The 25,592-nt window shown below is 71.4% G+C and carries 24 protein-coding genes and 5 pseudogenes; 13 read left to right on the top strand and 16 right to left on the bottom strand.

What is annotated here, in order from left to right:
- Nucleotides 1-56: 56 nt before the first annotated feature.
- The 5 genes from ACFVGY_RS19040 to ACFVGY_RS19020 form a co-directional block, all read right to left on the bottom strand.
- Complete coding sequence (locus tag ACFVGY_RS19040) at nt 57-716, bottom strand: class I SAM-dependent methyltransferase (RefSeq protein WP_385678478.1); 660 nt, start codon at nt 714-716, stop codon at nt 57-59.
- Nucleotides 713-1,333 carry a DUF2064 domain-containing protein gene (locus ACFVGY_RS19035; protein WP_385678469.1) on the bottom strand — a complete coding sequence of 207 codons (621 nt, stop codon included), beginning with the start codon at nt 1,331-1,333 and terminating at the stop codon, nt 713-715. The genes ACFVGY_RS19040 and ACFVGY_RS19035 overlap by 4 nt, the downstream gene beginning before the upstream one ends.
- A complete protein-coding gene (locus ACFVGY_RS19030) occupies nt 1,330-2,046 on the bottom strand; it encodes a glycosyltransferase family 2 protein (RefSeq protein ID WP_385678466.1) in 717 nt (238 codons plus the stop codon). The genes ACFVGY_RS19035 and ACFVGY_RS19030 overlap by 4 nt, the downstream gene beginning before the upstream one ends.
- A 372-nt stretch (nt 2,047-2,418) precedes the next feature.
- Entirely contained in the window at nt 2,419-3,483 is a 1,065-nt protein-coding gene (locus ACFVGY_RS19025; protein WP_385678464.1) for an NAD-dependent epimerase/dehydratase family protein, read from the bottom strand.
- A 131-nt stretch (nt 3,484-3,614) separates the two neighbouring features.
- The gene (locus tag ACFVGY_RS19020) at nt 3,615-4,205 is read right to left on the bottom strand and encodes a nuclear transport factor 2 family protein (RefSeq protein ID WP_385678462.1); all 591 of its coding nucleotides are present in this window, start codon (nt 4,203-4,205) and stop codon (nt 3,615-3,617) included.
- 567 nt (nt 4,206-4,772) lie between these two features.
- On the opposite strand from ACFVGY_RS19020, the gene ACFVGY_RS19015 reads away from it, so the two are divergent.
- Genes ACFVGY_RS19015 through ACFVGY_RS19005 form a run of 3 tightly spaced genes read left to right on the top strand, consistent with a single transcriptional unit; the run spans nt 4,773 to nt 7,201 of the window.
- On the top strand, nt 4,773-5,948 hold the full coding sequence (locus tag ACFVGY_RS19015; RefSeq protein WP_385678459.1) for a molybdopterin-dependent oxidoreductase: 1,176 nt from the start codon (nt 4,773-4,775) through the stop codon (nt 5,946-5,948).
- The gene (locus ACFVGY_RS19010) at nt 5,945-6,496 is read left to right on the top strand and encodes a hypothetical protein (RefSeq protein WP_385678456.1); all 552 of its coding nucleotides are present in this window, start codon (nt 5,945-5,947) and stop codon (nt 6,494-6,496) included. The genes ACFVGY_RS19015 and ACFVGY_RS19010 overlap by 4 nt, the downstream gene beginning before the upstream one ends.
- Before the next feature lie 12 nt (nt 6,497-6,508).
- Nucleotides 6,509-7,201: a hypothetical protein gene (locus ACFVGY_RS19005; protein ID WP_385678453.1), complete on the top strand. Its 693-nt coding sequence runs from the start codon at nt 6,509-6,511 to the stop codon at nt 7,199-7,201.
- 263 nt (nt 7,202-7,464) lie between these two features.
- Here ACFVGY_RS19005 and ACFVGY_RS19000 read toward each other — a convergent pair whose 3' ends face one another.
- Nucleotides 7,465-7,803: a hypothetical protein gene (locus ACFVGY_RS19000; RefSeq protein ID WP_385678451.1), complete on the bottom strand. Its 339-nt coding sequence runs from the start codon at nt 7,801-7,803 to the stop codon at nt 7,465-7,467.
- A 729-nt stretch (nt 7,804-8,532) separates the two neighbouring features.
- A pseudogene (locus ACFVGY_RS18995) lies at nt 8,533-9,741 on the bottom strand (GNAT family N-acetyltransferase); the annotation flags it as partial.
- Between the two features lie 62 nt (nt 9,742-9,803).
- On the opposite strand from ACFVGY_RS18995, the gene ACFVGY_RS18990 reads away from it, so the two are divergent.
- The 3 genes and pseudogenes from ACFVGY_RS18990 to ACFVGY_RS18980 all read left to right on the top strand — a co-directional run.
- The gene (locus ACFVGY_RS18990) at nt 9,804-10,331 is read left to right on the top strand and encodes a TSUP family transporter (protein WP_385678448.1); all 528 of its coding nucleotides are present in this window, start codon (nt 9,804-9,806) and stop codon (nt 10,329-10,331) included.
- Nucleotides 10,304-10,618, top strand: coding sequence for a TSUP family transporter (locus ACFVGY_RS18985; protein WP_385678445.1), 315 nt, complete (start codon nt 10,304-10,306; stop codon nt 10,616-10,618). The genes ACFVGY_RS18990 and ACFVGY_RS18985 overlap by 28 nt, the downstream gene beginning before the upstream one ends.
- A gap of 136 nt (nt 10,619-10,754) precedes the next feature.
- Nucleotides 10,755-11,203, top strand: a pseudogene (locus ACFVGY_RS18980) (hypothetical protein); the annotation flags it as partial.
- An 8-nt stretch (nt 11,204-11,211) separates the two neighbouring features.
- Here the strand turns inward: ACFVGY_RS18980 and ACFVGY_RS18975 are convergent.
- The 3 genes and pseudogenes from ACFVGY_RS18975 to ACFVGY_RS18965 form a co-directional block, all read right to left on the bottom strand.
- Nucleotides 11,212-11,598, bottom strand: coding sequence for a CPCC family cysteine-rich protein (locus tag ACFVGY_RS18975; protein WP_385678443.1), 387 nt, complete (start codon nt 11,596-11,598; stop codon nt 11,212-11,214).
- A pseudogene (locus tag ACFVGY_RS18970) lies at nt 11,531-11,947 on the bottom strand (Tn3 family transposase); the annotation flags it as partial. The gene ACFVGY_RS18975 and the pseudogene ACFVGY_RS18970, both read right to left, overlap by 68 nt.
- 116 nt (nt 11,948-12,063) lie before the next feature.
- Nucleotides 12,064-12,303 (bottom strand): hypothetical protein, encoded by a 240-nt coding sequence (locus ACFVGY_RS18965; protein WP_385678489.1) that lies wholly within the window; start codon nt 12,301-12,303, stop codon nt 12,064-12,066.
- On the opposite strand from ACFVGY_RS18965, the pseudogene ACFVGY_RS18960 reads away from it, so the two are divergent.
- Both ACFVGY_RS18960 and ACFVGY_RS18955 read left to right on the top strand, forming a co-directional pair.
- Nucleotides 12,248-12,802: pseudogene (locus tag ACFVGY_RS18960) on the top strand (polyketide cyclase /reductase). The gene ACFVGY_RS18965 and the pseudogene ACFVGY_RS18960 sit on opposite strands and share 56 nt — an antisense overlap.
- Nucleotides 12,803-13,461: 659 nt before the next feature.
- On the top strand, nt 13,462-14,415 hold the full coding sequence (locus ACFVGY_RS18955; protein WP_385678440.1) for an alpha/beta hydrolase: 954 nt from the start codon (nt 13,462-13,464) through the stop codon (nt 14,413-14,415).
- A 265-nt stretch (nt 14,416-14,680) separates the two neighbouring features.
- Here ACFVGY_RS18955 and ACFVGY_RS18950 read toward each other — a convergent pair whose 3' ends face one another.
- Entirely contained in the window at nt 14,681-15,718 is a 1,038-nt protein-coding gene (locus ACFVGY_RS18950) for a phosphotransferase enzyme family protein (RefSeq protein WP_385678437.1), read from the bottom strand.
- Between the two features lie 194 nt (nt 15,719-15,912).
- Between ACFVGY_RS18950 and ACFVGY_RS18945 the strand changes: the two genes are divergently transcribed.
- Nucleotides 15,913-16,425 (top strand): hypothetical protein, encoded by a 513-nt coding sequence (locus ACFVGY_RS18945; protein WP_385678434.1) that lies wholly within the window; start codon nt 15,913-15,915, stop codon nt 16,423-16,425.
- Nucleotides 16,426-16,555: 130 nt separating this feature from the next.
- Here the strand turns inward: ACFVGY_RS18945 and ACFVGY_RS18940 are convergent, their stop codons facing one another.
- Nucleotides 16,556-17,587, bottom strand: coding sequence for a hypothetical protein (locus ACFVGY_RS18940; RefSeq protein ID WP_385678431.1), 1,032 nt, complete (start codon nt 17,585-17,587; stop codon nt 16,556-16,558).
- Between the two features lie 409 nt (nt 17,588-17,996).
- On the bottom strand, nt 17,997-18,242 hold the full coding sequence (locus ACFVGY_RS18935; RefSeq protein ID WP_385678428.1) for a hypothetical protein: 246 nt from the start codon (nt 18,240-18,242) through the stop codon (nt 17,997-17,999).
- A 94-nt stretch (nt 18,243-18,336) separates the two neighbouring features.
- Between ACFVGY_RS18935 and ACFVGY_RS18930 the strand changes: the two genes are divergently transcribed.
- The 3 genes and pseudogenes from ACFVGY_RS18930 to ACFVGY_RS18920 all read left to right on the top strand — a co-directional run bounded on the left by ACFVGY_RS18930 (nt 18,337) and on the right by ACFVGY_RS18920 (nt 20,256).
- Nucleotides 18,337-18,981 (top strand): hypothetical protein, encoded by a 645-nt coding sequence (locus ACFVGY_RS18930; protein WP_385678425.1) that lies wholly within the window; start codon nt 18,337-18,339, stop codon nt 18,979-18,981.
- Between the two features lie 143 nt (nt 18,982-19,124).
- Nucleotides 19,125-19,379, top strand: a pseudogene (locus tag ACFVGY_RS18925) (tetratricopeptide repeat protein); the annotation flags it as partial.
- A 616-nt stretch (nt 19,380-19,995) separates the two neighbouring features.
- Nucleotides 19,996-20,256 (top strand): hypothetical protein, encoded by a 261-nt coding sequence (locus tag ACFVGY_RS18920; protein WP_385678487.1) that lies wholly within the window; start codon nt 19,996-19,998, stop codon nt 20,254-20,256.
- A 343-nt stretch (nt 20,257-20,599) separates the two neighbouring features.
- Here the strand turns inward: ACFVGY_RS18920 and ACFVGY_RS18915 are convergent, their stop codons facing one another.
- Both ACFVGY_RS18915 and ACFVGY_RS18910 read right to left on the bottom strand, forming a co-directional pair.
- Nucleotides 20,600-21,625, bottom strand: coding sequence for an alpha/beta hydrolase family protein (locus ACFVGY_RS18915; protein ID WP_385678423.1), 1,026 nt, complete (start codon nt 21,623-21,625; stop codon nt 20,600-20,602).
- Complete coding sequence (locus ACFVGY_RS18910; RefSeq protein ID WP_385678420.1) at nt 21,622-22,542, bottom strand: zinc-binding dehydrogenase; 921 nt, start codon at nt 22,540-22,542, stop codon at nt 21,622-21,624. Before ACFVGY_RS18910 ends, ACFVGY_RS18915 begins: the two co-directional genes overlap by 4 nt.
- A gap of 89 nt (nt 22,543-22,631) precedes the next feature.
- Between ACFVGY_RS18910 and ACFVGY_RS18905 the strand changes: the two genes are divergently transcribed.
- Complete coding sequence (locus tag ACFVGY_RS18905) at nt 22,632-23,648, top strand: LysR family transcriptional regulator (protein ID WP_385678417.1); 1,017 nt, start codon at nt 22,632-22,634, stop codon at nt 23,646-23,648.
- Nucleotides 23,649-23,687: 39 nt separating this feature from the next.
- Here ACFVGY_RS18905 and ACFVGY_RS18900 read toward each other — a convergent pair whose 3' ends face one another.
- On the bottom strand, nt 23,688-25,283 hold the full coding sequence (locus ACFVGY_RS18900; protein WP_385678414.1) for an FAD-binding oxidoreductase: 1,596 nt from the start codon (nt 25,281-25,283) through the stop codon (nt 23,688-23,690).
- Nucleotides 25,284-25,592 lie beyond the last annotated feature (309 nt).

Here is a 25,592-nt window from a genome sequence, read left to right as displayed (position 1 = left end):
CCCCCCCCCACCCACCCCCCCCCCCACCCCCGCCAGTGTTCGTCGCGCAGGAGCCGTCAGCGGGTGAGGTGCACGAAGTGCCGGCCCGCTGCCTGCCAGGTGCCGTACGGGATCCAGCCGGCGCCCCTCGCCTCGGTGCACAGGGCCCGTGCACCGAGCCGGGCCCACCAGAAGGACGCTCCGCGGCCGCCGTTCACGTCCTCGACGTGGACCTCGACGCGTTCGTCGACGTCGGCGGTGGCCACCTCGACCAGCAGGGAGCCGCCGGGCGCGGCCAGTTCGGCGGCCCGGCGCAGCAGGGCGGCGGGGTCCCCGCCGATGCCGATGTTGCCGTCGATGAGCAGGACCGTGCCCCAACCGCCTTCGCGGGGAAGCGGGTCGAACACCGACCGGCACAGTGCGCTGCCACCCGCCCGCACGGACCGGGCCACAGCCTCGGGGGTGATGTCTATGCCGAGTGCCGTGCGACCGAGCCGGGCGAGGGCCGCGACCAGACGCCCCGGTCCGCAGCCGACGTCGAGGACGGGCCCGGTGCAGCGGGCCAGGACGGTGTCGTCGGCGGCATCGGGCTCGGCGCACCACCGTTCGACGTCCAGCGGCAGCAGCCAGCCGTCGCGGCGACGGAGGTAGAGCGGGCCCCGACCGAGGCGCAGCGCGTCGGCGTACGGGTCGGCCTGCCAGGTGCGGGCGGCCGGTTCGGTGAGCTGGGCGTTCATTGCGTCACCGCGCACAGCCCGGAGTGCAGGGCGGCGAACCGGGTGCCCGGTGCGGCCGCAGCGACGCGTTCGGCGTCGGCGGGGGTGTCCACGTCGCACAGCTGGGGCAGGTCCCGTACGGCCAGCCCGGTGTCCGCGAGTCGCCGCCGCTGGACCTCACCGGTGTGTGCCACGGACATGGGCACGCCGAGCAGGAGGGCCGGGTCGGGGGCCGCCAGGCCGAGTGCCCAGAACCCTCCGTCGTCGGCGGGCCCGAACCAGGCGTCCGCCTGGGTGAAGTCGAGCCCGAGCGTGAGGAGGCCGGGGGTGACCTGAGGGGTGTCCATGCCGACGAGCAGGGCCGGCCCGTCGGCCAGGGCGAACGCGGCGGCCAGCCGGGCGTCCAGGCCGCCCGTGCCCTGCGCGACGACTTCGATCCCGTCCGGCACCCAGGGCCCCGGTGGTCCGTCGAGGACCAGGACGCGTCGCCGGGCCGGCGTGGCAAGGACCGCGTCCAGGGTGTCCTGAAGTGCTGCGAGGGCCAGGTCCGCTGCCTGCTGCGGGGTGAACACCGTGGTCAGACGGGTTTTCACGCGACCCGCGACGGGAGCCTTGGCGATGACGAGGAGGGTGCTCATGCGGAGACCCCCTCGGCCGGTGAGCGTCGCGTGCCCGGCGGCTCCGCCAGCACCCGGCGCATGTCGCGTACGGCGTGCCAGGTACCCCGCCAGGTGCCGGTGACCTTGGACTTCCCCGACCTGGGCAGATAGGGGATGTCCGTCTCGGTCACCCGCCAGCCCGCGTCGGCGGCGCGGACGACCATCTGGAGCGGGTAGCCGCTGCGCCGGTCGGTCAGCTCCAGGCCGAGCAGCGCCTCGCGGCGCGCGACCCGCATCGGCCCGAGGTCGTGCAGCCGCAGGCCGGTGCGGCGGCGCAGCATCCGGGCCAGCGCGAGGTTTCCCGCGCGGGCGTGCGCCGGCCAGACGCCGCGTTCCTGCGGGCGGCGCCGGCCGAGCAGCAGGTCCGTCTCGCCGGCCGCGACCCGCTCGGCCATCGGGGCGAGGAGGCCGGGGTCCATGGAGGCGTCGCAGTCGCAGAAGCAGACCAGCTCGGTGCGTGCGGCGAGCAGCCCGGCGTGGCAGGCGGCCCCGAAGCCGCGCCGGGTCTCGTGCACGACGGTGGCGCCGAGGCCGCGGGCGATGTCCGCCGAGCCGTCGGTGGAGCCGTTGTCGACGACGATGGCCCGCCAGCCGGCCGGCACCCGTGCCAGCACCCAGGGGAGGGCTTCCGCCTCGTCGAGGCAGGGCAGTACGAGGTCCGCTCGGAGCGGACCGCAAGCAGATGAAGTCACCCTCCACACCGTAGGAACCGGACGGCCGAGAAAGGCGCCCGAAGACCTTACGAAACGCGGACACCACGTCGCACGGCGGCAGGCCCGGGTCCACCCCGGGACGGCACGATGTCCTTTCGGAGGGTCGGCAACCCGTAACGAAGCCGAACCCGGCCCCGGCCCTCCTCCGGAGGCATCCCCGGAGGAGGACCTGCCCCGCGTGTTCGACACCGGCTGGCGGGTCCCGGGCGCGTACCCCTCCGTCGGGCGCGGGCGCGGGCGCGGGCGTGGGTGTGGGCGCGGGCCTTCGCGGTCAGCCCGCAGCGGAGCCGGCCGACGGCGGCGTCGGCCGGTTCCCTCGCCCGTCCCGTCTGCCGGGCCGCAGTACGGCCGTCAGCCGACGGCACCCGCCGACGCGCGCTGACCGGTCCGGGCGAACTCGGCCATCCCGTCGGCGAAGCCCACTTCCGGGCGCCAGCCCAGTTCGTTGCGCAGCCGGGTGGAGTCGGCGGTGATGTGCCGTACGTCGCCGAGGCGGAACTCGCCCGTGACCACCGGCGCCGGTCCGCCGTGCGCCGCGGCGAGCTCCGACGCCATCTCGCCGACCGTGTGCGGCTCCCCGCTGCCGGTGTTGTACGCGGTCAGCCTTCCGGCAGCGATGCCACCGACGGCCTCCAGCGCCACCACGTTCGCCGAAGCCACGTCCGCGACGTGGACGAAGTCCCGCCGCTGCGCACCGTCCTCGAAGACCCGGGGGGCCTCGCCCCTGGCCAGGGCGGACCGGAAGAACGAGGCCACCCCGGCGTAGGGGGTGTCGCGCGGCATTCCCGGCCCGTACACGTTGTGGTAGCGCAGCGACACCGCACGGCCCTCCGTACACCGGGCCCAGGACGCCGCCAGGTGCTCCTGGGCCAGTTTCGTCGTCGCGTAGACGTTCCGCGGATCCGTCGGCGCGTCCTCGCCGACCAGGCCCGGCGCGAGCTCGGCTCCGCAGTCGGGGCAGCGGGGCTCGAAACGGCCTGCAGTGAGGTCCTCGGTCCGCCGCGGCCCGGGGCGTACCGTTCCGTGCCGCTCGCAGGCGTACCGGCCCTCTCCGTAGACCACCATCGACCCGGCGAGTACGAGTTCCCGGATGCCGGCGGCGGCCGTCTCCGCCAGCAGCACCGCCGTCCCGAGGTCGTTGCAGCCGACGTACTCGGGGGCGTCCGCGAAGTCCTTCCCGAGCCCGACCATCGCCGCTTGGTGGCACACCGCGTCCACTCCGCGCAACGCCGCCCGGACCGCGTGCGCGTCCCGTACGTCGGCCCGGACGAACTCCGCATCGGGCAGTGGTGGGGCAGCCGGGTGGGCGGCTGGTAGCAGGGCGTCGAGGACCACGGGGTCGTGCCCGCGCTCCGTGAGGGTGGTGACGATGCGGGAGCCGATGAACCCGGCTCCTCCGGTGACGAGTACGCGCATGCCCAGGACGCTACGCAGCGCGCAACCCTCCGGGGGCCTCCCACGCGTGCACGTAAGCCTTCCGTCATACGGAGCCCCGGGAACGGCGAGGGGGGCGAGGGGCACCACGGCCGGGTGGTTACGGGCGGACGTCAGTGGTGGCCGAGGTGTCGGTGGTCCTTCCAGATGCCGTCGCCCGGCATGTCGAGGCGGGCGGTGAGCGGCAGGCGCCACGGGGGAGTGGTGGTCGGTTCGCCCCAGTAGTCGGTGACCCGTACGGCCCGGCCCTCGCGGAGCTCGGCGATGGTGACGTTCCGGTAGAGGCGGCCGTCGCCGTAGTCGCAGGTCCACTCCACGACGATCACGTCGTCGTCGAGGCGCAGCCGTCGCCCCACTCCGAGGGCGAGTCCGGGGAAGTTCGCCTCGATCTCGCCGATGAGCCTGCTCCCGTGGACGACCTCGCCCATCTGGGGCCATTGCCGCTCGACCTCCGGGGCGAGCGGCACGCCGAGGATGTGGGCGAGTCGGGTGCGGCCGTTCGGTTCCGGTGGGGGCTCGTTCATGGTCGTCGGTCCTTCCTGTGCGGTGGGCGGCGCTCCGGATGCGGTGCGGGCCGGCCCCGGTGCGGCGGAGCCGTCGACGACGCCACCGATGTGGCAGCGGACGCGTTGGTCGGTGCCGCCCTCGTCGTGGCTCGAGCCATCAGCAGACCACTGCAGGACCGCGGTACCGGACAGGCGCACGGTGTGCCCCGTGACGAAGCCGGTGGAACAGCAGGGCCGCGGCGCCCGTCGACGACGAGCTTGCCGAGGCTGTCGGAGTGCTCGGCCGGCCGCGGCAACGCTGCCCGGGTCGCCCGCCCCTACCGGCGCCACCGGGCCTCACCCGGGCGGAGGGACGCCGCCATGAGGGCTGCGGGCCGGCGTGTCACGAGATCTCCGTCACGTGTGGTGGGGCATGTTCTCGTTGGCTGGGGCGGCCCGGTGAGCCCTGGAGAGCGGAACCTGCGGAGGTGCCCCATGGACGCGAGCGGCGGCAGGCAGGGCGGCAACGGGGACACCCCGCGGCCCGCGCCGAAGGGCGACGGGTCCGCGCGGCGTCCCCTGCGGGGCCACGGCATGCGGGACGGCGACGGGAAGCCCGTACCCGGTGAGCCGGCGCGTGGGGAAGGGGAGCCGGAGGCCGGCGGTCGGACGCGGCCGGGCGGACCGCGGCCCGCCCTGGGGTCGGCGTGGGCGGCCGGCCCGCCGCGGGGTCCGTCGCGTCCCGAGTTCTGGCGCAGCCCGTTGCGAGGCCCGTGGTTGACCGCGGTGTTCGGGACCGTCCTCCTGTTCGGCGTCACGGTCCTGTTCGTCACGGGGCTGCTGTCGTACGCCGCCTACAATCCGGACCTCGCGGCGGTGAACGACCAGACCCCGGACAAGGGGTGGCTCGGCTTCTACCTCTTCTCCTGGCCGACCTCCCCGTACTGGCTCTACCGCGTCACCCAAGGCGTGCACGTCACGCTCGGCATCGTGCTCGTGCCCGTGCTCCTGGCGAAGCTGTGGTCGGTGATCCCGAAGCTCTTCGTCTGGCCGCCGGTGCGGTCGGCCGCCCAGGTCGTCGAGCGGCTCTCCCTGCTCCTGCTGGTGGGAGGCGCCGGGTTCGAGTTCGTCACCGGCATCCTCAACGTGCAGCTCCACTACATCTTCCCGGGCTCCTTCTACACACTCCACTTCTACGGGGCCTGGGTGTTCGTCGGCGCCTTCGCGGTCCACGTGGCCTTCCGGCTGAAACGGGCCGTGCGGGCCCTGCGCGCCGGGCCGCGGCAGCCGGCCCCGGACAGCTTGGAGGCGGCAGGCCTGGTCTCGCCCCGCCCGGCCGCTCCCACGATGTCCCGGCGTGGCGCGCTGGGGATGGTCGGGCTGGGATCGCTCGCGCTCTTCGTGGTGACTGCCGGGCAGAGCGTGGGCGGCTGGTTCCGCCGGACGGCACTGTTGGCCCCGCGGAGCCAGGAACCCGGCTTCGGGCCGAACGGCTTCCAGATCAACAAGACCGCCGCCGCCGTCGGCATCCGCCCGAGCGACATCGGTCCGGCCTGGCGGCTGACCGTACGCGGAGCGGGCCGACAGACTGACCTCACCTACGACCGGCTGCTCGCCCTGCCCCAGAGCGAGGCGCTGCTGCCCATCGCCTGCGTGGAGGGCTGGTCGACCCCCGACCAGCGCTGGAGCGGGGTCCGCCTCACCGACCTGGCCGCCCTCGTCGGCCTGGGCGCGCACACCCCGCAGGTCCTGGTCGAATCCGTCCAGCGCGGCGGACCGTTCAGCTCGGTCGTCCTGAGCGCCCACCAGGTCCGCGACGACCGCTCCCTGCTGGCCGTACGGGTCAACGGCGCCGTCCTCTCCCCGGACCACGGCTACCCGGCCCGGGTCATCGTCCCCGGCGCCCCCGGCGTCCACAACACCAAATGGGTCACGCGCCTCACCTTCGGGGAACCGGCATGAGGACGCCCACCGCGAACACCGTGACGACGGCCTTCCGCCGCCGGTACGGTGCCTCCCCGCTCCACCTGCTCCTCGTCCTCGCCTCCTTCGCCCTGGCCTGCTACGCGGGCCTGCGCCTGCTCCAGGGCGACACCCTGGGCGTGGCGGTGTGGTTCGTCGGGGCCGCGCTCCTGCACGACCTCGTCCTCCTGCCCCTGTACGCGGTCACCGACCTGGCCGTCCAGCGGGTCCTGGGGCCCCGCTCAGGAGAGGGCAGGCCGCGGGTCGGGGTCAATTACGTCCGGGTACCGGCCTTCGTGTCCGGGGTCCTCCTGCTCGTGTACTGGCCGCTGGTGCTCCAGCAGGTCGGCCGCTACACGATCACCACCGGCCTGCCGGCCGACGTCTTCCTGGGGCGGTGGCTGCTGATCACCGCCTGCCTGTTCGCCGCCTCGGCTGCCGTCCTCGCCGTGCGGCTCTGGAACGGGGGCAAGGGCGCGCGGAAGGCGCGGGCGCGCGCCCGCGCGCAGGCCCGGGCCAGGGAACGGGCGCGCGGAGCCGGGGAGTGAGGCGCTGCCGAGATGGAGGACTACGCCTCCAGGTACAACATCGGCCTGCGGTCCAGTCACACTGGATACTTCTTCTGCGACGGCTTCCCACTCGAAGTCGGCGCCCAGCGCGCCGGCGACGACGTCGTGTCCTGGGCCCTGTCCCTCGTCGCGGGAGATGACCACTTCGTCACGCGTGACGCCGCACAGAGGAGCCGGACGCCCATGCTGAACCCGCTCGACGCTCCAGACGCGGTGTCAGCCGCAGCTGAACCGCTTGAGGGCCTGCTCGACGACTGCAACCACGTGGCGTCCATCTACCTATTCCATGTCGTCCCGGTGGCTGGGACGACACCCGGTCATGACGGCATGAAGGGTCTCGCTCAAGCCGTGTACGACGCGGGGGTCAGTGGACACCAGGTAAGAACGCCGGTCGACCCCTTCGAGTCACCACAAGCCTGGCGGGACATTTTCCGCCGACAGGTGACCGAAGGGTTCATGCAGCCCGCCCAAAGGTACTCGGACCCAAACCTGCGCACACCCGTGGAGATCCGTCAGGCAGGCGAACTCGCCGATGGCGTCGCCGACCTCATCGAAGCACATCTGGGGCCCGTCCGAAGCTCCGGCGACGTCGGAGGCCCGCACATGGGCGACATGTGGTGGCGCAACTTGCTGTTGGTCACCAGCAACTGGGCCACCATCCTGCGTTTCGGGATTTGCGACTGACCGAACACCTCCCCCGTCCACTGCGGCGCCGCCGCCTCGGCGGCTCTCATCGTCAACAGCTCCCGAAGTGGGAATGTCGGTACTCCTCGTACGACACGCAGTGGGCGCTGTTCGACTCGCTTCCGCAGGCCTTCCGCCCCTACGCCCAGAAGCCCGCCTTCCTCGCACCACAACGGTGTGCCCCTGCTGGTCAGGGTTCGCCTCAGCCGTGTCCAGGACCTCATGACGAGGTACGGCCCGGGCCCGCGCCGCCTCCCGAACCTCTACGCGGGCCGAGTACTCAGCGCAACCGAGGCGTACGCGACCCGCGCATCCCGATCCGTGTCGACCAGCGACACCATCACCGGATTGTTCCCGACGGGCGCCGAGACAGTGGCCCGGATCCGAAACCGCTCCACCCAGACCGCGTCCCGTGCGAGCCCGGTCCCCCCACGTACGAGCGAGTACGGCAGCACATCGTTGGCGATCCGCAGATCCGCGGCCCGCCACACCCCGCTGCCCGCATCCCACCGCTCCAACACGTACGCCGGCCCTGAACCGGCGCCGGGCTCGCCCGGCACGGCTTCCATCTGAAGGACCAGCGCAAGGTGCCCGTAGGCCACGGCGCTCCCGTTCCGCACCGTCACCGTGAACCCGTGAGCATCCCCACTACGCACCAACCGCACCCCACCGCCGTCAACCCCCACCCACATCCCCAGCCGCGTAACCGGCACGGCCGCGGGGGAAGGGGCAGAGACAGAAGGGGCGGCGGAACCACCAGCCCCACCAGGCGGCGTTGCCGAAGCGCCCCTGCCCCCCGACGGAGCGACGCCGGACGGCGTGGCCTCCGGCGAGGCGCTGCCCGGCAAGGCAACGGACCCCGCCACCCCATCCGTAGCCCCACCCGAACCGGCACCCACTCCAGACTGCGACGGCCCGCACCCCGCCACCAGAACAGCGATCACCGGCCCGGCAAGGGCACCACACAACCGCGACACATGGGGCCGCACAGACGAGGCGTCTCTCTCCGACATGGCGTGGGACGGTACCAACCCCCAGCCACCCTCCGGCGGCGATCCCGTAACACTCATGCATCACCCACGCTCAAGGCGGAAGCGCCGCGTCAGTGCTACGGCGCTCGGTCGCGGCCGGGTCCACTCCAGGCGTCGGCCGCTGGTCGTGCCGGGCACGGGCCGCACCTGCGGGCCGCGGTGCAGCTGCCGAGCCAGCGCGATCAGCGCGGGGTGGAACAGTCGCCGTCCCCTTCCCCGGACAGGCCGCCCGGCGAGGCAGGTCAAGGCTCCTGCCCGGGCCGCAGCAGAGGCCAGCCCGTCGAACGACCGGTCGCGTCGTCAAGCCGCGTGTCCCACGGACAGCGCGGCCACGATCTCCTCGTCCTCGTGGCCGCCGGTGGGCGTGAAGCCGAGAGAGGCGTAGAGGCGGGCCGCGGGCGCGTTGTCGGGGTGGTAGGAGAGGCGGATCTCGCGACAGTCCGGGAGGGCGGTGAGGCGTTGGATCAAGGCTCGCATGGTGGCGTGGCCGATGCCCTGGCCGTAGGTGCTCAGGGTCATCGGCATCTCGGGGAGGGTGGGCGTCAACAGCAGGTCCTGGACCTCGAAGTGGGCACCGATCGAGCGGGCGACCCGATTGCGTACATCCAGGGCGTGCACGAACTCCGCGCCGCTCACCTTGAGTCCCCACTCGTAGCTCGCGAGCATCTCGGGCTCGATGGTGGACCCGTCCACGGGACGGCCGAACGCCCCGGCGAAGCCGTCGATCCATTTCACCAGGTTCGCGGACCACAGGCGGGCGTTGGCGAGGACGAACTCCGCCCAGCTCACGCCGAGATTCACGAGGGCGACGTCGACCTGATGGCCGAGTGATTCCAGCAGCCGGGCGGCAGCCAGGGTGGCCTCGCTCACGGCCGGTTCCACGGCACGCCCGCTCCAGGGGGTGGTGACCAGGCCGACGCGCAAGCGGCCGGGTTCCTTGGTGATCTCTTCGAGGTACGGGCGGCGGGGGCGCTCCGCGAAGTAGGGGTCGCCGGTCTCCGGGCCCTGGATCAGGTTGAGCAAGGCTGCGCTGTCCCGCACGGTCCGGCTGAGCCCACCGTGCACCGCGAGGCCGTTGAAGACCTCGTCGGCGTCCGGACCCAGGGAGACCCGACCGCGGGTGGGCTTGAGCCCGAACAGCCCGGTGCTGGCGGCAGGCACCCGGATCGATCCGGCCGCATCGGTGGCGTGCGCGAGGGGAGTGATGCCGGCGGCGACGGCCGCGGCCGATCCGCCACTGGAGCCTCCTGGTGTCCGGGTGAGGTCCCAGGGGTTGCGGGTGGCGCCGTACAGGACCGGCTCCGTGGTGGTGCTGTAGGCGAATTCGGGCGTGGCCGTGCGGCCCAGCGTCACCAGACCGGCTCGGCGGAACCGCCGCATCAGGAAGGAGTCCTCCCCTGCCACGTTGCCGGCGGCGAGGCGGCTGCCCAATTCGACGCGCTTGCCCTGCATGGACACGGCCACCGGTGCTCGGAGGTCCGGACGAAGCCTGGCCCGGGGCCCGGTGCCTTTCCCCGAAGGTATGGACGTGCCGTAGCGGGCAGCAGCCGCGAGCAGCGAGGATGCCCGCTATGACCACCGACCGGCTCGTTGTTCCCCCGCGTGCGCCGCACTCCCTGCCCGTGGTGTTCGGTGCGGGGGCGGCCATCGGAGCGCTGGGCGGGCTGATCGGTCTGGGTGGCGCAGAGTTCCGCCTGCCACTGCTGATCAGCCTGTTCGGCTTCGTCGCGCTCTCCGCCGTCATGGTGAACAAGGCGATGAGCCTGGTGGTGGTCCTGACCGCACTGCCCGCCCGCCTGGCTGCCGTGTCCGCCTCCGAGCTGGCCGGACACTGGCCCGTCGCGGTCAACCTGCTGGCCGGGAGCCTGCTGGGGGCCTGGGCCGGAGCATCGTGGGCGGTGCGGATGCGCGCATCCACCCTCTACAAGGTGCTGGCCGCCCTGATGGTGCTCATGGCTGCGGCTCTGCTCATCACGCACAGCTCCACCCTGGGGACGCTCCACCTGCCGCTGTGGGCGCGGGTGCCGATCGGGATAGTGGCCGGGTTCGGCATCGGGGTGGTCGCGCGATCATGGGTGTGGCCGGCGGCGAGCTGCTGATCCCGACGATCGTGCTGCTGTTCGGGCAGGACATCAAGACCGCGGGGAGCCTCTCCCTGCTGGTGTCACTGCCCACCATGCTGGCCGCCTTCGCCCGCTACAGCCGCGACAGCAGCTTCGCGGTGCTGCGCGCCAACCACCACTTCGCCCTGGTCATGGTCGCGGGCTCGATCGCCGGGGCGGTGCTGGGCGGCCTGCTGCTCGGCATGTTCCCGGACGTGGTCCTCATCCCCGCACTGGCCCTGATCCTGCTCGTCTCCGCCGTCAAGCTCGCCCGCCACGACTGACGTTGCGTCGGCGTTCCGCCTACGCGGAGGGGACGCAGGTGCGGCGTACAAGTGACGTGAACGCGCACCCCCGGTACGGATGAGAGTGCGCCGTTGTTGATGCACGGAGGGGTTGGGGCCGGGAGTCTGCCGTCGTCTGTTCGGGGTCGGCGGAGGGCGGCTGACAGTGGGGTTGGACCCGCAGACCGCGAGGGAGACCGGGCTGAACCGTCGCACGGTCGCCCAGTACCTGTCGGGTGAGGTTCCGGTTGCGCCGCCGAAGAGGGCTGCACCAGTCAGCCGCGCCAGCGGGTGGTGGACGAGGCCGCCCCGCTGACCGACGCGATGCTGCGGGCGGAGATCCTGCTCAAAGGGGCGGATCCACGGGCGATGAGGCGCCCTTCCTCTACATCCGGAGGCGGTCGCGCTCGCCGGGCACTACGACTTCGACCCCGACCTCCTGGCCGCCTATCGGCCCACTGGAAAGGGCCGGGTCGAGCGGTAGGTCGCCATCATTCACGACCACGCCCACCCCGGACGCGCCTTCTCCTCCATCGAGGAACTGAACGCCGCCTTCATGGCTGGGTCCCGCTGCGGCGGGCGCAGTGACGGCATCATCCGACAGCAGGACGCCAGAAACCCGCGTTCCGATAGCGCCACCAGTAAAGGACGGTGCAATCGTCGGGCCACGCGGCCAGCTGAACGCCCTGAGGCTCGAAGTGGTCGTGCTCGGGGTCGACGGGCCGCCAGCTCCGGTCCTGCGGCTCGTCGTCCCGGGGCGGGCGAATGTGCTCCACGGACCGCTCATCACAGGCCCCGAAGGCCTGGTAGTTCTGTTGTGCCTCGACCAGTGAGACCCGATTGGCGCCAACTTCCCAGTCGGGCCAGCGCAGCTGCAGGACGTCGTCCTCCCAGAAGCACACCGGGCAGATCTCATACGAGCCGGGCGGCTCGTCCATGGTCAATCGGCCGCAGCACACGCAGGGGTATTTGAGGATCACGCCCGCATCCTGCCTCACCTCTCCGTGTGGCCCCAACTGCTTCCCAGGGGGGTGGCAGCGAGCCCCGCGTATTTGACGGCTGCCGACGGGAGGTCCGCTGATGTCGCACGGGTACCGGCCAGGAGCTTGATGTGCCGGTCCTTGAGCGGGGAGAACGGGCGACATCCTCGACCGTGATGTCGTGGCCCTCCGCTCCGAGCCGGGCGACGGCGGCGTCGTGGGAGCGGGTATTGCACAGGACCACGGCGTCGAGGACCAGGCCGCGCGCGGTGAGCTGGTCTTCCTGGCTCTCGCGGTATGCCTGACGGGTCTGGCCCGGCTTCCGCGGCAGATCGTGCGCGAGCCGGTGGCGGGACTCCCGGTAGGTGTCGCCGGCCGGGTCTACACCACGCCTACTACCTCACTGGTAGCCCTGGGCGTCGGGGGAGGGGCGGCAGCCAGGTCGAGGGGGCAACTGCTGCACGGTCAGGTGCCATGGGCCCGCAGGTCGTCGAGTTCGGCGGCGAACAGCAGGGTGGGGTCGAAGCCCATGGCGGCGAAGTGGCCGGCGAGGCTTCGGTAGGCGTCCCGGACGAGTTCGGTGATCAGTTGAGCACTTGACTCTCTGCCGTTCGCAATGCCCGCCCACCGAAAGGCGAAGGGGGACTCCATGTCCGGCATCCGCCGCACCGGCGTCCACGCCGCCCTGTTCACCCTCCCGCTCATCGTTGGTCTCCTCGGCACCGCCGCGTTACCCGCCGGGGCAGCCGTCTCCCCCCAGCCCCCGCACCCCCGCCAAGTCCCTCACCTGCCGCGGGGCCGGCGTCGACCCCGACGCCCGCGTCCGGCACCGGGCCGAGATCCTCATCAACGCGCCACTGCGCACCGTTTGGAAGTTACAGACCGACCTCGATAGCTGGCCGTCCTGACCCGACTCCGGCCACCAGCCTGGAGATCAACTCGACCGTCGAACAGCTCGGGCATCTCCTGCATCCGCTGGACGGGCCCCGCGATCGGCGAGGGACTGCACGTCGACGGCGTCCACGTGTGGACGTTCACTGAGATCCGGGGCGGCGTCACAGTGAGCACCGAGGAGACCAGGACCGGCCCTCAGGTCGACGCGGACGTCCCCACCGCGACCGCCGTCCTCCGCCAGGGACTCGAAGCATGGTTGAGCGACCTGAAGGCCACCGCCGAGGCCCGCACCCACCACCGGCCGGACTGACCCGCGCCACGGACCGGCAATCGCGCCACCGCCGTCCTGCTCGACCTCTACGAGCGGGGCGAAGGGGCGTCCCAGCGGCGCTGCGCCCGGGGATGAACGGCCAGCCCCTCGCCTTCGTGCACGACCCGGAGCGGGCGTCCTCCCCGATCACGATCACGATCACGAGCGCGATCACGTTCACGACCATGCCGCTGTGGACCGCTCCGATCCGCCTGCACGGGCCGGCCACCAGGCCGGCCCGGAGGGATGTGCGCGGCATGGTCTTCACGACGCGTCCACCGCGCCAGCGTCCGGGACAACATGGCGTCGCAGTCCCCGAGGCCCACGAGGCCATCGCGTGTGACCACCGGTCGACCTCGCCCGAGCTTCCGTCGAGCTCACCGAAAGCGATGGCCGTCCGTCTCAACCACATCGAACGCCTGGCCACCAGGCAGAGATCTGGGACAGGCGGTGGGGCTTGATCCGCTGTGACAGGCATCTGAGATGAGGGGCTTCGGCCCCGGAGGGACGATGTCCGTCAGGAGGGCATGGGAACGAGCCTCATGCCACTGCGGTCGGCGCCAAGAGGGTGACACGGCCTCTGCCCTTCCCGGCTCGGAAGAGTTTTCTCTGGTGAGATACCGGCAGATCTCCGAATAACTCACCGAAAGGGTCAATTCGTGGCTAAGTACATCCTGGAGTCGGAGGCGCAGGAGTTCGCGGACGCGACTGCCAGTCCGCCCTTCCTGTACGAACTCGGTCCGGAGGGCGCCCGCAAGGTGCTCGACGACGCTCAGGCCGCGCCGGTCGTCAAGGTCGAGGTCGGCGAAGACAAGTGGCTCACGGTGCCGGCCGAGGTTGGTGACGTCCGCGTCCGCCTCATCAAGCCGCTGGGAGCCGCAGGCCCCCTGCCCGTCATTCTGTACATCCACGGCGGCGGATGGGTCCTCGGTAACGCGGGCACCCACGACCGACTCATCCGCGAACTGTGCGACGGCGTCAAGGCCGCGGTCGCCTTCGTCGAGTACGACCGCTCGCCTGAGGCCCACTACCCCGTGGCGATCGAGCAGGCGTACGCGACCGCGCAGTGGATCACCAAGAACGGGGCGGGCGAAGGCCTCGACGCCAGCCGCATGTCGGTGGCCGGCGACTCGGTCGGAGGGAACATGACGGCCGCCTTGGCGATCATGGCCAAGCAGCGTGGTGACGTGAGCTTCGTACACCAGTCGATGTACTACCCGGTCACCGACGCCGCCCAGGACACTGCGAGCTACAAGGAGTTCGCCGACGGCCCCTTCCTCACCGCCGGGGCCATGGCGTGGTTCTGGGACTCCTACATCCCCGGTCACGAGCAGCGCGACGAGATTACGGCCTCGCCGCTGCGCGCCACGCTGGACGACCTCCGCGACCTGCCACCGGCCCTCGTGATCGTGGACGAGAACGACGTCCTCCGCGACGAGGGCGAGGCCTACGCCGCCAAGCTCACCCAGGCCGGCGTCCCGACCACGAGTGTTCGCTACAACGGCATCATCCACGACTTCATGATGCTCAACACGGTCCGCTCCACCAAGGCCGCAACGGCAGCCATCGAACAGGCCATCCATGTGCTGCGCAAAGCACTCGGCACCCTCTAGAGCCTGTGTGACGTCGTGATCAATTGTTGGGTTCTGCCCTCTTGGTGGGGAGGAACCCCGGTGTGACTCCGGTCGTGGCGCGCAGACAACTCACCGACGATCAGGGGAAGTTCGTCGAGCCGTACCTGCCGATCGGTAGGTACGGCGCTGACCAGGCCACCAGTGCCTCGACGTGACGGAGCTGTCGGCCATCCTCGCGGTCTGCCGGGTCAGTCAGGTACCGCCGGCAGTCGCGGTGCCGCCACAGCGACGCGGTGCGGGTGAGTCAGGTGAGGCGGTCACGGAGTACCTGCTCGGCCTCGTCGAGGCGCTCGGTGAGCAGCGCCACGGCTGCATGCCGGGCCCGCCCGTACGCTTCGAGTTCGGGAGTGACCGCGGCCGGGCTCTCGACGGGTTCGGACAGCGGGTAGACCGAGCACCCCAGGTACCCGGCCGCCACCCGGGGTACGGCGAGCAGGTCCTCCACCGGCAGCGCGGGGTTCTCCTCCCGGTATGCCGCGACCGCCTCCCCCAGGCCCGTGGGCCAGTCGGGGCCGACGAGTACGCTGCGCGGATCGAGGACGATCCGGCCCAGCTCCCACGCGGCACTGCGGTGCCGGGGCGGACGGAAGTCGATCAGGCCCGCCACCTCCTGCCTCCGCAGCAGCACGTTGGGCGAGGCGAGGTCCCCGTGCACGATCTGGGCCGTCAGCATCGGGGGGAGCCCTTCGAGGAGCGACGCTGCGACGCGCGGCAAGGCTGCGAAGCGCTGCCCGGCGGCCTGGCGTGCCCACGTTGCGAACTCCCCACCAGCGCTTCCTCTCTCGTACTGGGCGAGCAGCCGCTCCAGACGCTGACGGGCCCGCTCGACGTCGCAGACCTCGCGCGCCGGAACCTTCCGCGGGGGTCCGGCGGGATGCCCGGCGAGGGCACGGTGCAGACGACCCACCGCTTCTCCGACCGCTGCCCACCTGCGGCCGTGCAGGCCGCCTTCGGCGGTGTGCGCACCGTCGACGTACTCGGAGACGGAGACCGCCGTACCTTCGGCGGCCACGATGAGCTCGTCTGCTGCCGACCGTCGCACCGCGGGTACCGGTACCTCGTGACTGCGTGCGAACTCGGCCAGTTGCAGGGCTTCCTGCTCGCGCTGGAGGTCCGTGTCCGGCGGATAGGCCTTGACGAACCAGCGCCGGCCGTCTTCGTCCTCGGCCACGTAGTTGTGCGTCGCCGTCCCCCGCGGGCCGTGCGCCACCGCGGTGGGGACGATCCCGTAGTAGCGCGGCAGGATGGCGGCCACGGCGACCTGCCTGGACTCCGGGCTCATCGCGACGTCCCGGACGGGCCCCGGCGGCCGCGGAAGCGTCCCGGGGCCGGGAACGGGCCCGGGAACGGGCCCGGCGTTCGGGCGGTGGGCACGGTCACCACCCCATTGTGCCGTCAACACGGCGCCCGCCCGCCGGGCGCGGCCACGGGTCGGACTCGGGATGTTCGAATGCGGCGGTGACAGGATGCCTGATCATGGACGAGCACGAGGGAGATCCCATGAACGATCAAGGCACCCCTGGCTCGGCAGAAGGCTTCAGCGTCTTCGCTGTCGACGCCGGATGGCCCGAGTCACGGCAGGTCACGGGGCACGGCTACAACCGAGTCACCGGTCACATCCATGTGTACCTGTGGTTCGGCTCGCCGCACTTCGATCCGCAGGTCGAGCACGTCACGGTCCTCAGCGCATCCTCCGGCAATGCAGAGGCCAGCGAGGCCCTGGAGCGGGCTTTCGAGATCCACTACCACCCCGGCGAGGAACCCCCGGCCAGCCTGCCGGCCTCCCAACCCGTCACCATCACCACGGACGGGAAACCCATGGCGTTCGAACTCTGGCGCAACAGCAGCAACCGTGACTGGGTCGCACGGGGATGCATCGAGAGCACTGAACTGGTCCTGTCCGGCTCCGGGATCGAACCCAGCGAGCTCAGCCTGGTCCGCGTGAGCGACCTGACCTCGTTCTCGAACCCATTCGCGCCCCTCGGGTAACTGCACTACACGCAAACCTTCCCGGTCAACGCGCCACCTGACCCTCCACACCGGCGGAGGATGCGTACGCCACCAAGGGGTACCTGCTGGACATGGAAGTAGGACGGGCGCTGAGGCAGCCCCGTACCGCTCAGCCCTCCCAGTCCTCGTCGTCACCGCCGCGCATGGTGCGCCATCCCGCAAGGTCTTCCAACGCCTTCCGCGCCAACTGGGCGTACTGCACCGGGCACTCCCACAGCTCGCGGGCCGAGAACTCGGCGGGGACGGGGGTGTCGGGGTGGTCGTCCGGCGCGTACAGGTGGACCACCGCGCGGTACCGGGACTGAACGGTGGCATCGACGGTGGACCAGGGGTGCCGGGGATGCTCGCAGGAGACGTCCAGGTCGATGGTGGTGAGTGCGGCGGCCAGGTCGCGCGCGTGCGAGGGCGGCAGACCCGCGTACGTCTGGGCGATGCCCATCCACAGGCACAGGAACACGCCGATCCGCTCCTCGTCCCGCATCTGCCCGGTGAGCCAACGGCGGGCGGACCACAGGGCGACCGGGCCGGTGTTGTCCTCCCAGCTACGGCTGATCGCCTCCTGCATGGCGACGAGGTCGAGGCGGCCGTCGTCCCGGACGAACTGCGCGTCCAGATGGGAGACGTCGATGCTGCCGAAGAGCTCGTGGTGAGCCTCGTGCAAGCGGCCCAGCGCTTCATCGGCGAGGTCCGCGAGGAAACCTTCGCAGTCGAACGCCGTCAGCTCTTCCTCATCAAGACCGTAGTCCTCGGCGAAAACGGCCCGTCCGGCCTCGGTCAGCATGCTCACCCCGGCCTCGACCTCGTACTCCGAGTCCAGGTCCGCAGGGTGCGCGCCGGCCGGGCAGCCGCAGGAGGCCCGGTCCAACTGCGCACGGAACCCCTCCAGGGCCCGTACGTACGACGCGAACACGGACTTGCTGAAGACACGTGTGGAGAGGTACCAGCAGGTGGCATGCAGGAGGATCACGTACCCGGTCCGCTCCCGGCGGCCCTCCGGGGTGGCTTCGAGGTCGAGCGCCTCCGCTGCGTCATAGGCGAGGACGGCGAGGGTCGATTCGGGATCTCCAGAGGGGTAGTCGCTGACGATCCCGGACAGGTCGGAGATCAGTTCGCGGTGGTCGGCAGGCAGCGATGGCGTCACTTCATTCACACCTGTAACCGACGAGTGCGCAGGTCGGACGGTTCCTGTCGACGGACGCCTCGTGCCGTGTCCGTGTCCGTGTCCGCGTCCTCGGTGTACGCCCAGTGCTTCCGGGTGCCGGCTACCGACCAACGGTAACCCGGCCTCACGACGGACTGGTCGGACGCGGCTTGACAGATGACATATAGCCGGTGTCGAACTGGAGCCCATCGACTGGTCTTCCACCAGCCGCCAGCGGATCGTAGACCCACGGGCGGATCTCCGACGCGCCGAGTTGTGGGATGCCCCCAACACCTGCGGTGTCCACCAGGAGTAGAAGGCCATGGAACGCCCAAGTCACCCTCACCCCCGCCGAAATGGAACCTCCTTCGCCGGACAACGAAGGCTGACGGCAAGCTCAGACTCAGGTTCAGGTGCCGAGGAGCTCGATGATTTCGCTCACCCGGCGGCCCGGGAGCGGGGTCCACCGCGGCGTTGGCGCCAGCCGGGAGACCACTGCGCCGAGCCACTCCGGGTCTCCGAGGCGGTGCAGCGCCTTCGCCTCGGACGTCTTTGCGACCAGGTCGATGGCCAACGCCATGTGCATGGGCGTGTAAGTGCGCTCGTGGTGAGTGTAGTTCACCGACTGGTCCTCGATGCCTTCGGTGGCGAGCACCAGGCACGTCCCGTCGTTCCGCTTCGGGTCCCCGATGATCCATCGGCCGCAGGGCAAGGTGTCGCCGTGCGATGACCGATGGCAAGATCGAGCCATGGGTTTGAACATGGTTGTCGGTGTGCTCGTCAATGCCGAGGACGACTACGCCGAGACGGTCCGCGCCGACTTCGTCGCGATCGGCGAGCTACTGGAGTGTTCGGGAGCGCGACCGTGGACCGAGCCCGAGCTGGATGAGGGGGAGGGCGCGGTGTTCGAGGCGTGGGGCTATTCGGGCCTGCACACCGTTCGCCGTATCGCCGTCCACCTTGCAGCGGGCGGACGCCTGCCCGAGCCGCTGGACGGGACCCAGCGTGCGACTGACGACCCGCTCCTGAGCAAGGTGTACGAGGCTCTCCCGAGTGATCCACCTGGACCGTTCGACCATCTGATCCACCATTCGGACTGTGGGGGCTACTACGTTCCCGTCGACTTCACCCACGTCATCGTCGACACAAGGGCACCGGGCGGCTACCTGGGCTCTTCAGTGCGACTGCTGGCGGAAACCCGTCGAGTCGCTGAAGCCCTCGGTCTTCCAGAAGACCTTGATCCGCACTCGGAAGAGGTGTTCGACGCCGCCGATGCCGGGGAGCCGGCCACCGAGGGGTGGCAGCGTTACGGTGTCGAGTCCTATGCATGCCTGCAACTCCTCCACGCTGCGAAACTCTCGATCTCGACCGGAGCAGCCATCGCCTTCACCTGAGAAAGGCGTCGCCCGCGCTGCTGGGCAGGAGCCCCTCAATCGGGCCGCGCGCGGCTGCGGGGTGACCACAACGCGGCGATGTTCGCCGACGAAGGCAGCACGTACGACGAGCTGCTCACCTACCTGAAGAAAGCACGGAAGCTGTGACCGCACTCACGCACCCGCTCGTCGAGCAGGCGGACGCCCTGATCCGACTCGACCGCTACGACGAGGCCCGCACCCTGCTCGGGCGGCGGCTCGCGCAGGACCCGGCCGACGTGGACGCCTGGGTGAGGCTCGCCCACTGCCACCTGACGGCCCGCGAGTTCGAGGAGGCGCTCACCGCCACCGGCGAAGCGCTGGCCCTCTCCCCGGAGACGTACGAAGCCCACTACATACGCACCTACGCGCTGCGGCGAACGGGCCGCCCGGACGAGGCGCTGGCCGCGGCCCAGGAGACGATCCGGCTCGATCCGCAGAAGTGGAAGGGCCACGCCGCCCTGTCGGAGGCCCTGGGCGCGTGGCAGCCGCGCTGGCCCGAGACGCTCGAGGCCGCGGCGACCGCCGTGCGGCTGGGCCCGGAGGCCGTGGGTGCGCACTACGCACTGTGGAAGGCCGGACTGCTCAACGGCCGCTCGGACGTGGTGCACCAAGCGGTGGCCGACACCCTGCGCATCGATCCGCACGATGCGTGGGCGCTCAAGGAGCAGGCCGAGCAGGCCGGATGGGAAGCCTCCGATCCGCCCCTGAGGGGTGCCGGCGCCAAGCTGCCGGCCGCCGCCGACGCCTATGCCACCGCTCTCGCCGCCGACCCGCAGGACAGCGGGCTGGGCGAGGGCCTCGACAAGGCGGTGTTCCGGATGCTGCGCGGCACCCGGTGGCTCGCCGTGCTCTGCCTGTTGATGGCGTCCGGGGGGGGGGGGGGGGCGCGGCCCCCCCCGCCCCCCCCCCCCCCCCGCCGGCCCCCCCCCCCCCCCCCCCGCCCCGACGGTCCTGCCCGCCCCGCTCGGCACCCGCCTCTACGCGCTCGCCCTGATGGCAGCCGTATGGGGCTTCGGCGTGTGGCGCCGCTACCGGAAGATGCGCAGCGGCGTGCGGATGAGCCTGTGGGCGATGGTCCGGCAGTTCGGCTGGACGCGACTGATCCTCGCCCAGTCGGCGTGGCTCACGCTGACCGCCGTCGTGATCGTGGCCGTGCCGTGGTCCGAGCGGCTGGTGCCACAGGTGCTGTTCTGGGTGGCACTGGTGCCGACTCTGCTCACGGTGTGGTTCGAGCGTGCGGCGATGCGGTCGTGACCGCGGTACGGAGGAGGTGAGCCCCGGGTGCGGATCGTCGGTGTGCGGCGGATTCCGGGCAGCCGGGACGGTGTCGTGTTCACGGGGCCGGCAGGGGTGGCGTGGGGCTCGTGGCGGGGAGAACTGCCGCCCGACGGCTCGGCGTCGTACGCGGAGGTCGACATCCCCGACCCGGTCCGCGCATGGCGCCGTGCCAACGGCCCGGATGTCCGGAGAAACCGCGTTTCCCGCCTTCTGGATGCCTGTGAGAATCCCGACTCCAGCGGGTGGCGTCGCCGAGGGACGGAGCCCGGATGGCGGGCCGGTCGCGAACAGCCGGGTCGCGGCCGCCGCGTCACCCCGGTCACCGGGTGCTCCCTCCCGGTGCAGCGGTCCATGCTGGTGCTGTTCCCGTCAGGGTGTGCGTGATGTGGTCGCAGAGATGGGGCAGCCAGTCGGGTCGCGCGTTGCCGAGGAGGTGGTCGCCGTGCGGGACGGTGAGGTAGGTGCCGTGCGGCGCCAGACGGGCCAGGGGCTCGCCGTTCGTCACGCCGGGGATGACGTCCTGGTCACCGTCCACGACCAGCAGCGGGGCCGCGATGCGGGGTGCCAGGGCGGCGAGGTCGACCTGGCGTGCGAACGCGCGGGCGGCGTCGGCCCCTCCAGCACGCCGGGCCATGATGTCGCGTACCGGCGGGGGCAGTTCCTCCCAGTGGAGGCGGAAGGGGCCGCTGACGGTGGCGACCGCCGCCACGCGCGACTCCAGCGCGGCGGCACGGGCCGCGAAGTACCCGCCCAGACTCAGGCCGACGAGCCCGATGCGTGCGACGCCGAGGGCGTCGATGACCCGGCCCACGACCCGCTCGTAGTCCCGTACGAAGGTCGTGGTGGCCGCGAGCGCGCCCTGTCCGGGGCCGTCCATCGCGAACACTGCCAGCCCCCTGGCCAGCAGCGCGGACACGAGATCGAGGAACTCTTCCTTGGCCGAGTCCAGGCCGGGGACGACGACCACGGTCCCCGGCGCCTCGGAGGGGCCGCGCAGCCAGCCGGTGAATCCCTCGCCGCTCACCCGCCGCGCACCGGGCTCCAACACGGTGAGGGCTCGGCCCAGGGCGTGATCCGCCTCGACGGCAGCACGATGTGCTTCCGCGTACGGCGCCAGCGTGGCCAGGTGGAACCACCGGGCCGCCATCAGCAGGTGCTCACCCGCTGAGCGGGACGATCCCGCCTCCTGCGCGCGCCGGAGGTAGCCGTGTCCGGTGCGGAGGAACGACGGCCCCCAGTCGTCGATGCACGCGAGGCCGTCGGTGACGCGCCGATACTCGTGAGGGTCCACGCCCGCGCCGGTGGCGCGTGTCCACTGGGCGGCGGCGAACTCGGTGGTGCTCATCGTGCTCCTCCGGTCAGCAGGACGGCCTTGCCGCGTATCCGGCGCTCGCGCAGGTCGACCAGGGTGTCGGCGGTTTCCGCCCAGTCGGTGATGCGGTCGATCTCCGGGTGCAACCGGCCGTGTTCCACGAGGCTCACCAGTGCCGCGAGATCGGAGCCGTACGGGGCGCCGGCATAGTGGAAGTGCTGGATGGTGACGCGCTCGGGCCCGCCGAGGAGTTGGAAGAAGTCGAGGGTCACCGGGGTGCGGCTCGCCTGACCGAACCAGACGAGCGTGCCGCCCGGACGCACCTTCGACAGGGCGAGCGGCAGATCCGCTCCACCCGTGGACTCCAGCACGACGTCGAACGGTCCCCGGGCCGCCGCGACCTCGTGCACCACCTCCGCACCCAGCTCCGCGAGCCGCTCGCCCCGCTCCGGCGTGGCCGTCACCGCGGTCAGCTCGGCTCCGGCCCCTACGGCAAGCTCGGTGACGTAGTGGCCGACACCGCCCGAGGCGCCCGTCAGCAGCATCCGTCGGCCGGCGGGGGAACCGGCCGTACGCAGCAGCCGCAGGGCAGTGATCCCGGCCAGGGGCAGGGCCGCCGCCCGTGCGCTGTCGATGCCGTCCGGGAGGACCGCGAGCGAGTGCGTGGGCACGGCGGCGTACTCGGCCCAGCCGCCCTGTGCCGGGTGCCCGACCACGCGGGTGCCGATGCCGGGGCCCGACCCGTCGGCTGCCGCCTGTACGACGAGCCCTGCGATGTCCTTTCCGGGCAGCAGCCCCGGACGGGGGTGTTCGAGGAGGAACGTTTCGCCGCGGTTCGGGGCGAACGCCTCGACCTTGATCAATGCCTCATCGGGCTCCGGCACGGGCTGGGGGGCCTCGACGAAGCCGACCGGGCGCGTCGCGTCTCCCGTGGGAATCAGTCTTTGCATGGAGAGGATGCAACCCTCACGGGCCCCCTTCGATCCAACAACGAACAAGCAAGACCGACAACTTTCGGTTGTCGCCTATGGTGGGAGCCATGGATCTCGACGTGGCGCAGGTGCGTGCCTTTGTGCGCACCGCCGAGGAGCTGCACTTCGGTCGCGCCGCCAGGACGCTCGCGATCTCCCAGCAGGCGCTGTCCAAGAGGATCGCGCGGCTGGAATCCCTGCTCGGCACCGAGCTCTTCCATCGCGGCGGCAACGGAGTGCGCCTCACCGAGGCCGGACGACGTTTCCTCCCACCCGCCCGGCAGACCGTGGCCGCCGCCGACGCCGCAGTTTCGGCGGTGCTCGGGAAGGAACGTCCGCTGCGCGTGGACGTCTGGGGGCACCTCTACGCGCCGATGCGGACGCTGGCCCAGGTCGCCGGACGAGCCGGGGACATGTGGCTGGGGCACGGCCGCGACCTGCCGTCGGTGACGACGGCACTGTTGCACCGCGACATCGACGCGGCTTTCGGCAGGGTCCACCCCCCGCTGCCCGCCGGGCTGACACACCGCCTCGTCCGTCTCGAACCGGTCGACGTCGTACTGAGCACGGACCATCCGCTCGCAGCCGAACCGGCTCTGCGGCCGGACCAGTTGCGCGACGGCACGCTGTGGGCCCCCGGGGCCCTGGACCGGCTCGACTTCCTCCACCGGTTCGCCGACCGGTTCGGCATCCAGAACAGGGCCACGAGCGTCAACCTGGGGCTCGCCCACTTCCTCGCCGAGGTGGCGGAAGAGCCGCGACGCTTCTCGCTGGTGCCCGCCGACGTGCCACTGCCGGATGTCCCCGGGTTGCGCTCCGTCCCCCTGGTGGATCCCACGCCGCTGTACGCCTGGTCGCTGCTGTGGCGCTCCGGAAACGGACACCCAGGGCTGAACGGCCTCGCCGCTGCCTGCGCCGAGGAAGCAGGGCGAAGCCGATGGCTGGAGTACGACCCGAGCCGCGACTGGCTACCTGAACCACCCACGAGCGGCCCCGGCCCGGCCCGGGACGGGATCGACCTCGAGGACGACCTCCCGCAGGCGCCGCGCTACGAGGGGAGGGGACTTCCGGCGACACCAGGCTGACTTTGCCACGCACCGGCACGTCGCAGTCGCGGTTTGGGCTCAGCGCGTGCCGATCGCCTGCGGGTAGTCGAAGAATCCGGTCGGGTCGTATGTCCGCTTCACATCGACCAGACGGGGGTAGTTCCTGTCGTAGTAGGCCTGCCGCCAGTTCTTCAGCGTCGGGTCGGGGAAGTTCTGGTACGCGCCTTCGGGCGACTTGCCGGGGAAGATGTCGTCGTAGAACTGCCTGAGCCAGTGGAGGTTGGCATCGGCGACGCCGGGGAGGTCGTAGTCCGCCCAGGAGGTCTCGGCGGCGAACACGAAGAGGTCGTCTCGGTGGACGAACGCGGTCGCGTTCGGCGGTACCTGGTTGATCTCACCGCCGAGGGCGAACATGGCGAACCCGGCTCCGTCCTCGTTGCCGCTTCCGGGCCAGTCCAGCAGGCGTTCGGCTGCCGCGCTGACCTGCTGATCGGTCAAGAGGGTACGGGAGTCCAGGATCGCCGACTTGGTGGCGAAGCGTTCGACCGGCGTGGTGGCGCTCAGCAGTACGCTCGCCTCACCGGGCGTGACCTGACGTACGGACGCGCTGTTGCGGGCGCGTTCCTCGGCCGTGCCGATCTCGAGCAGCGGGCCGAGGACGGCACGCAGTTCCCGGACCGTGCCGTAGAACTGGCCGATGGCGTTGACGTTGGCGTTCGCACGGATCTGTGCCCTGGTCCTGCCGTTGGTACCGATGCCCAGACGCAGGTGGAACCGCCTGTCGCCCACGGTGTCCTGGGCGATGTGCTGCGCGGCGGCGAGCACCGGCAGTACGGAGTCCAGGCTCCAGCGGAGCTGGTAGAAGCCCACGGTGCCCTCGAACTGGTCGTACTGGAAGGTGAACGAGGTGTGGACACCGAAGTTGTTGCCGGCTCCGCCGCGGCACGCCCAGAACAGGTCGGGGTGCGCATCCTTGCTGGCCTTGACCGTGCGTCCGTCGGCGAGCACGACGGTCGTGGCGACGAGCCGGTCGCAGGTCAGGCCGAACATCTTGTCGCTGAAGCCGATGCCGCCGCCGAGGACCAGCCCCGCGACCCCGACGCTGGGGCAGCGGCCGGTCGGCAGGAATATGCCGTGGTCCTCCAACAGCGGATGCAGGTCGCCGTTGGTGACGCCGGCCCCCACGGTGACGGTACCGGCGTCGTGCACGACCTTCATCGGCCCGTAGACCCGAGAGCGGGCAGCACCGCCCGGAGTCGGAGCGGAGGCGATGCCCTTCATACGAGCCATGTTCAGCAGCAGGCCTGTGGTGGTCGAGTACCCGGCGTAGTTGTGTCCCAGCCCGGAGCGCGGTACGGCGGGCAGCCCTACCGCGCGAGCCCAGCGGATCGCTTCGGACACGTCCTCGGTGGTCGCGCAGGCAACGATGCCGGCAGGCTGAATTCCGGCGTACCTGTGGTTGTACGGCAAGGCGAGCGCCGGGTACACGGAGCCATGCGGCCGGTAGAGGGTGGCGCCGGGGGACAGCGCATCGGCCAACCGCTTCCAGTCCTGAGCCTCAACTGGCCCTGCTGCCTCAGCTGCCGCAGCAGCACTATCCGGTGCCTGCAGCCCCAGCACCCCGCCCATGCTGCCCAGCGCACCGGCCCGCAGCACGTCCCGCCTGTCGATCACAGTGACCTACCCTCACGCAGCGGTCGCAGGCTCCTCCTGCGATCCCATCGGCCAGTTCACTGATCGTCGACCGGTGCCGTCTCCATCGGCTGCCCACGCACCGGACGCACCACGCGAAAGGGCGAGGGACGCACTGCCGAACGGCTCAGACGCACATCCGGGGCTGCCCGTCGGGGTCTCCGTCACCGACGCCCTCACCACCGCTACGGACGTGCCGCCAGCGCCAGCGCCTGCACCGTGGCCCGGGGGGGCGGCCGGGGCGCCGCCCGCGCCGGGGGGGGGGGGCCGCGGGGGTGGGGGGGGGGTGTT

The organism is Streptomyces sp. NPDC127106 (assembly GCF_042677605.1).
Taxonomy (GTDB): domain Bacteria; phylum Actinomycetota; class Actinomycetes; order Streptomycetales; family Streptomycetaceae; genus Streptomyces.
Note: the sequence above shows the minus strand (reverse complement) of the source record. Positions and strands in the feature narration are given on the sequence as shown.

Coding starts and splice junctions, on each gene's coding strand:
- ACFVGY_RS19040 (WP_385678478.1), bottom strand. CDS start 716: ATGAACGCCCAGCTCACCGAACCGGCCGCCCGCACCTGGCAGGCCGAC.
- ACFVGY_RS19035 (WP_385678469.1), bottom strand. CDS start 1,333: ATGAGCACCCTCCTCGTCATCGCCAAGGCTCCCGTCGCGGGTCGCGTG.
- ACFVGY_RS19025 (WP_385678464.1), bottom strand. CDS start 3,483: ATGCGCGTACTCGTCACCGGAGGAGCCGGGTTCATCGGCTCCCGCATC.
- ACFVGY_RS19010 (WP_385678456.1), top strand. CDS start 5,945: ATGAGGACGCCCACCGCGAACACCGTGACGACGGCCTTCCGCCGCCGG.
- ACFVGY_RS19005 (WP_385678453.1), top strand. CDS start 6,509: ATGGAGGACTACGCCTCCAGGTACAACATCGGCCTGCGGTCCAGTCAC.
- ACFVGY_RS18990 (WP_385678448.1), top strand. CDS start 9,804: ATGACCACCGACCGGCTCGTTGTTCCCCCGCGTGCGCCGCACTCCCTG.
- ACFVGY_RS18985 (WP_385678445.1), top strand. CDS start 10,304: ATGGGTGTGGCCGGCGGCGAGCTGCTGATCCCGACGATCGTGCTGCTG.
- ACFVGY_RS18965 (WP_385678489.1), bottom strand. CDS start 12,303: ATGAGCGGGAGGGTGAACAGGGCGGCGTGGACGCCGGTGCGGCGGATG.
- ACFVGY_RS18950 (WP_385678437.1), bottom strand. CDS start 15,718: ATGAGCCCGGAGTCCAGGCAGGTCGCCGTGGCCGCCATCCTGCCGCGC.
- ACFVGY_RS18945 (WP_385678434.1), top strand. CDS start 15,913: ATGGACGAGCACGAGGGAGATCCCATGAACGATCAAGGCACCCCTGGC.
- ACFVGY_RS18930 (WP_385678425.1), top strand. CDS start 18,337: ATGGGTTTGAACATGGTTGTCGGTGTGCTCGTCAATGCCGAGGACGAC.
- ACFVGY_RS18920 (WP_385678487.1), top strand. CDS start 19,996: ATGGCAGCCGTATGGGGCTTCGGCGTGTGGCGCCGCTACCGGAAGATG.
- ACFVGY_RS18915 (WP_385678423.1), bottom strand. CDS start 21,625: ATGAGCACCACCGAGTTCGCCGCCGCCCAGTGGACACGCGCCACCGGC.
- ACFVGY_RS18910 (WP_385678420.1), bottom strand. CDS start 22,542: ATGCAAAGACTGATTCCCACGGGAGACGCGACGCGCCCGGTCGGCTTC.
- ACFVGY_RS18905 (WP_385678417.1), top strand. CDS start 22,632: ATGGATCTCGACGTGGCGCAGGTGCGTGCCTTTGTGCGCACCGCCGAG.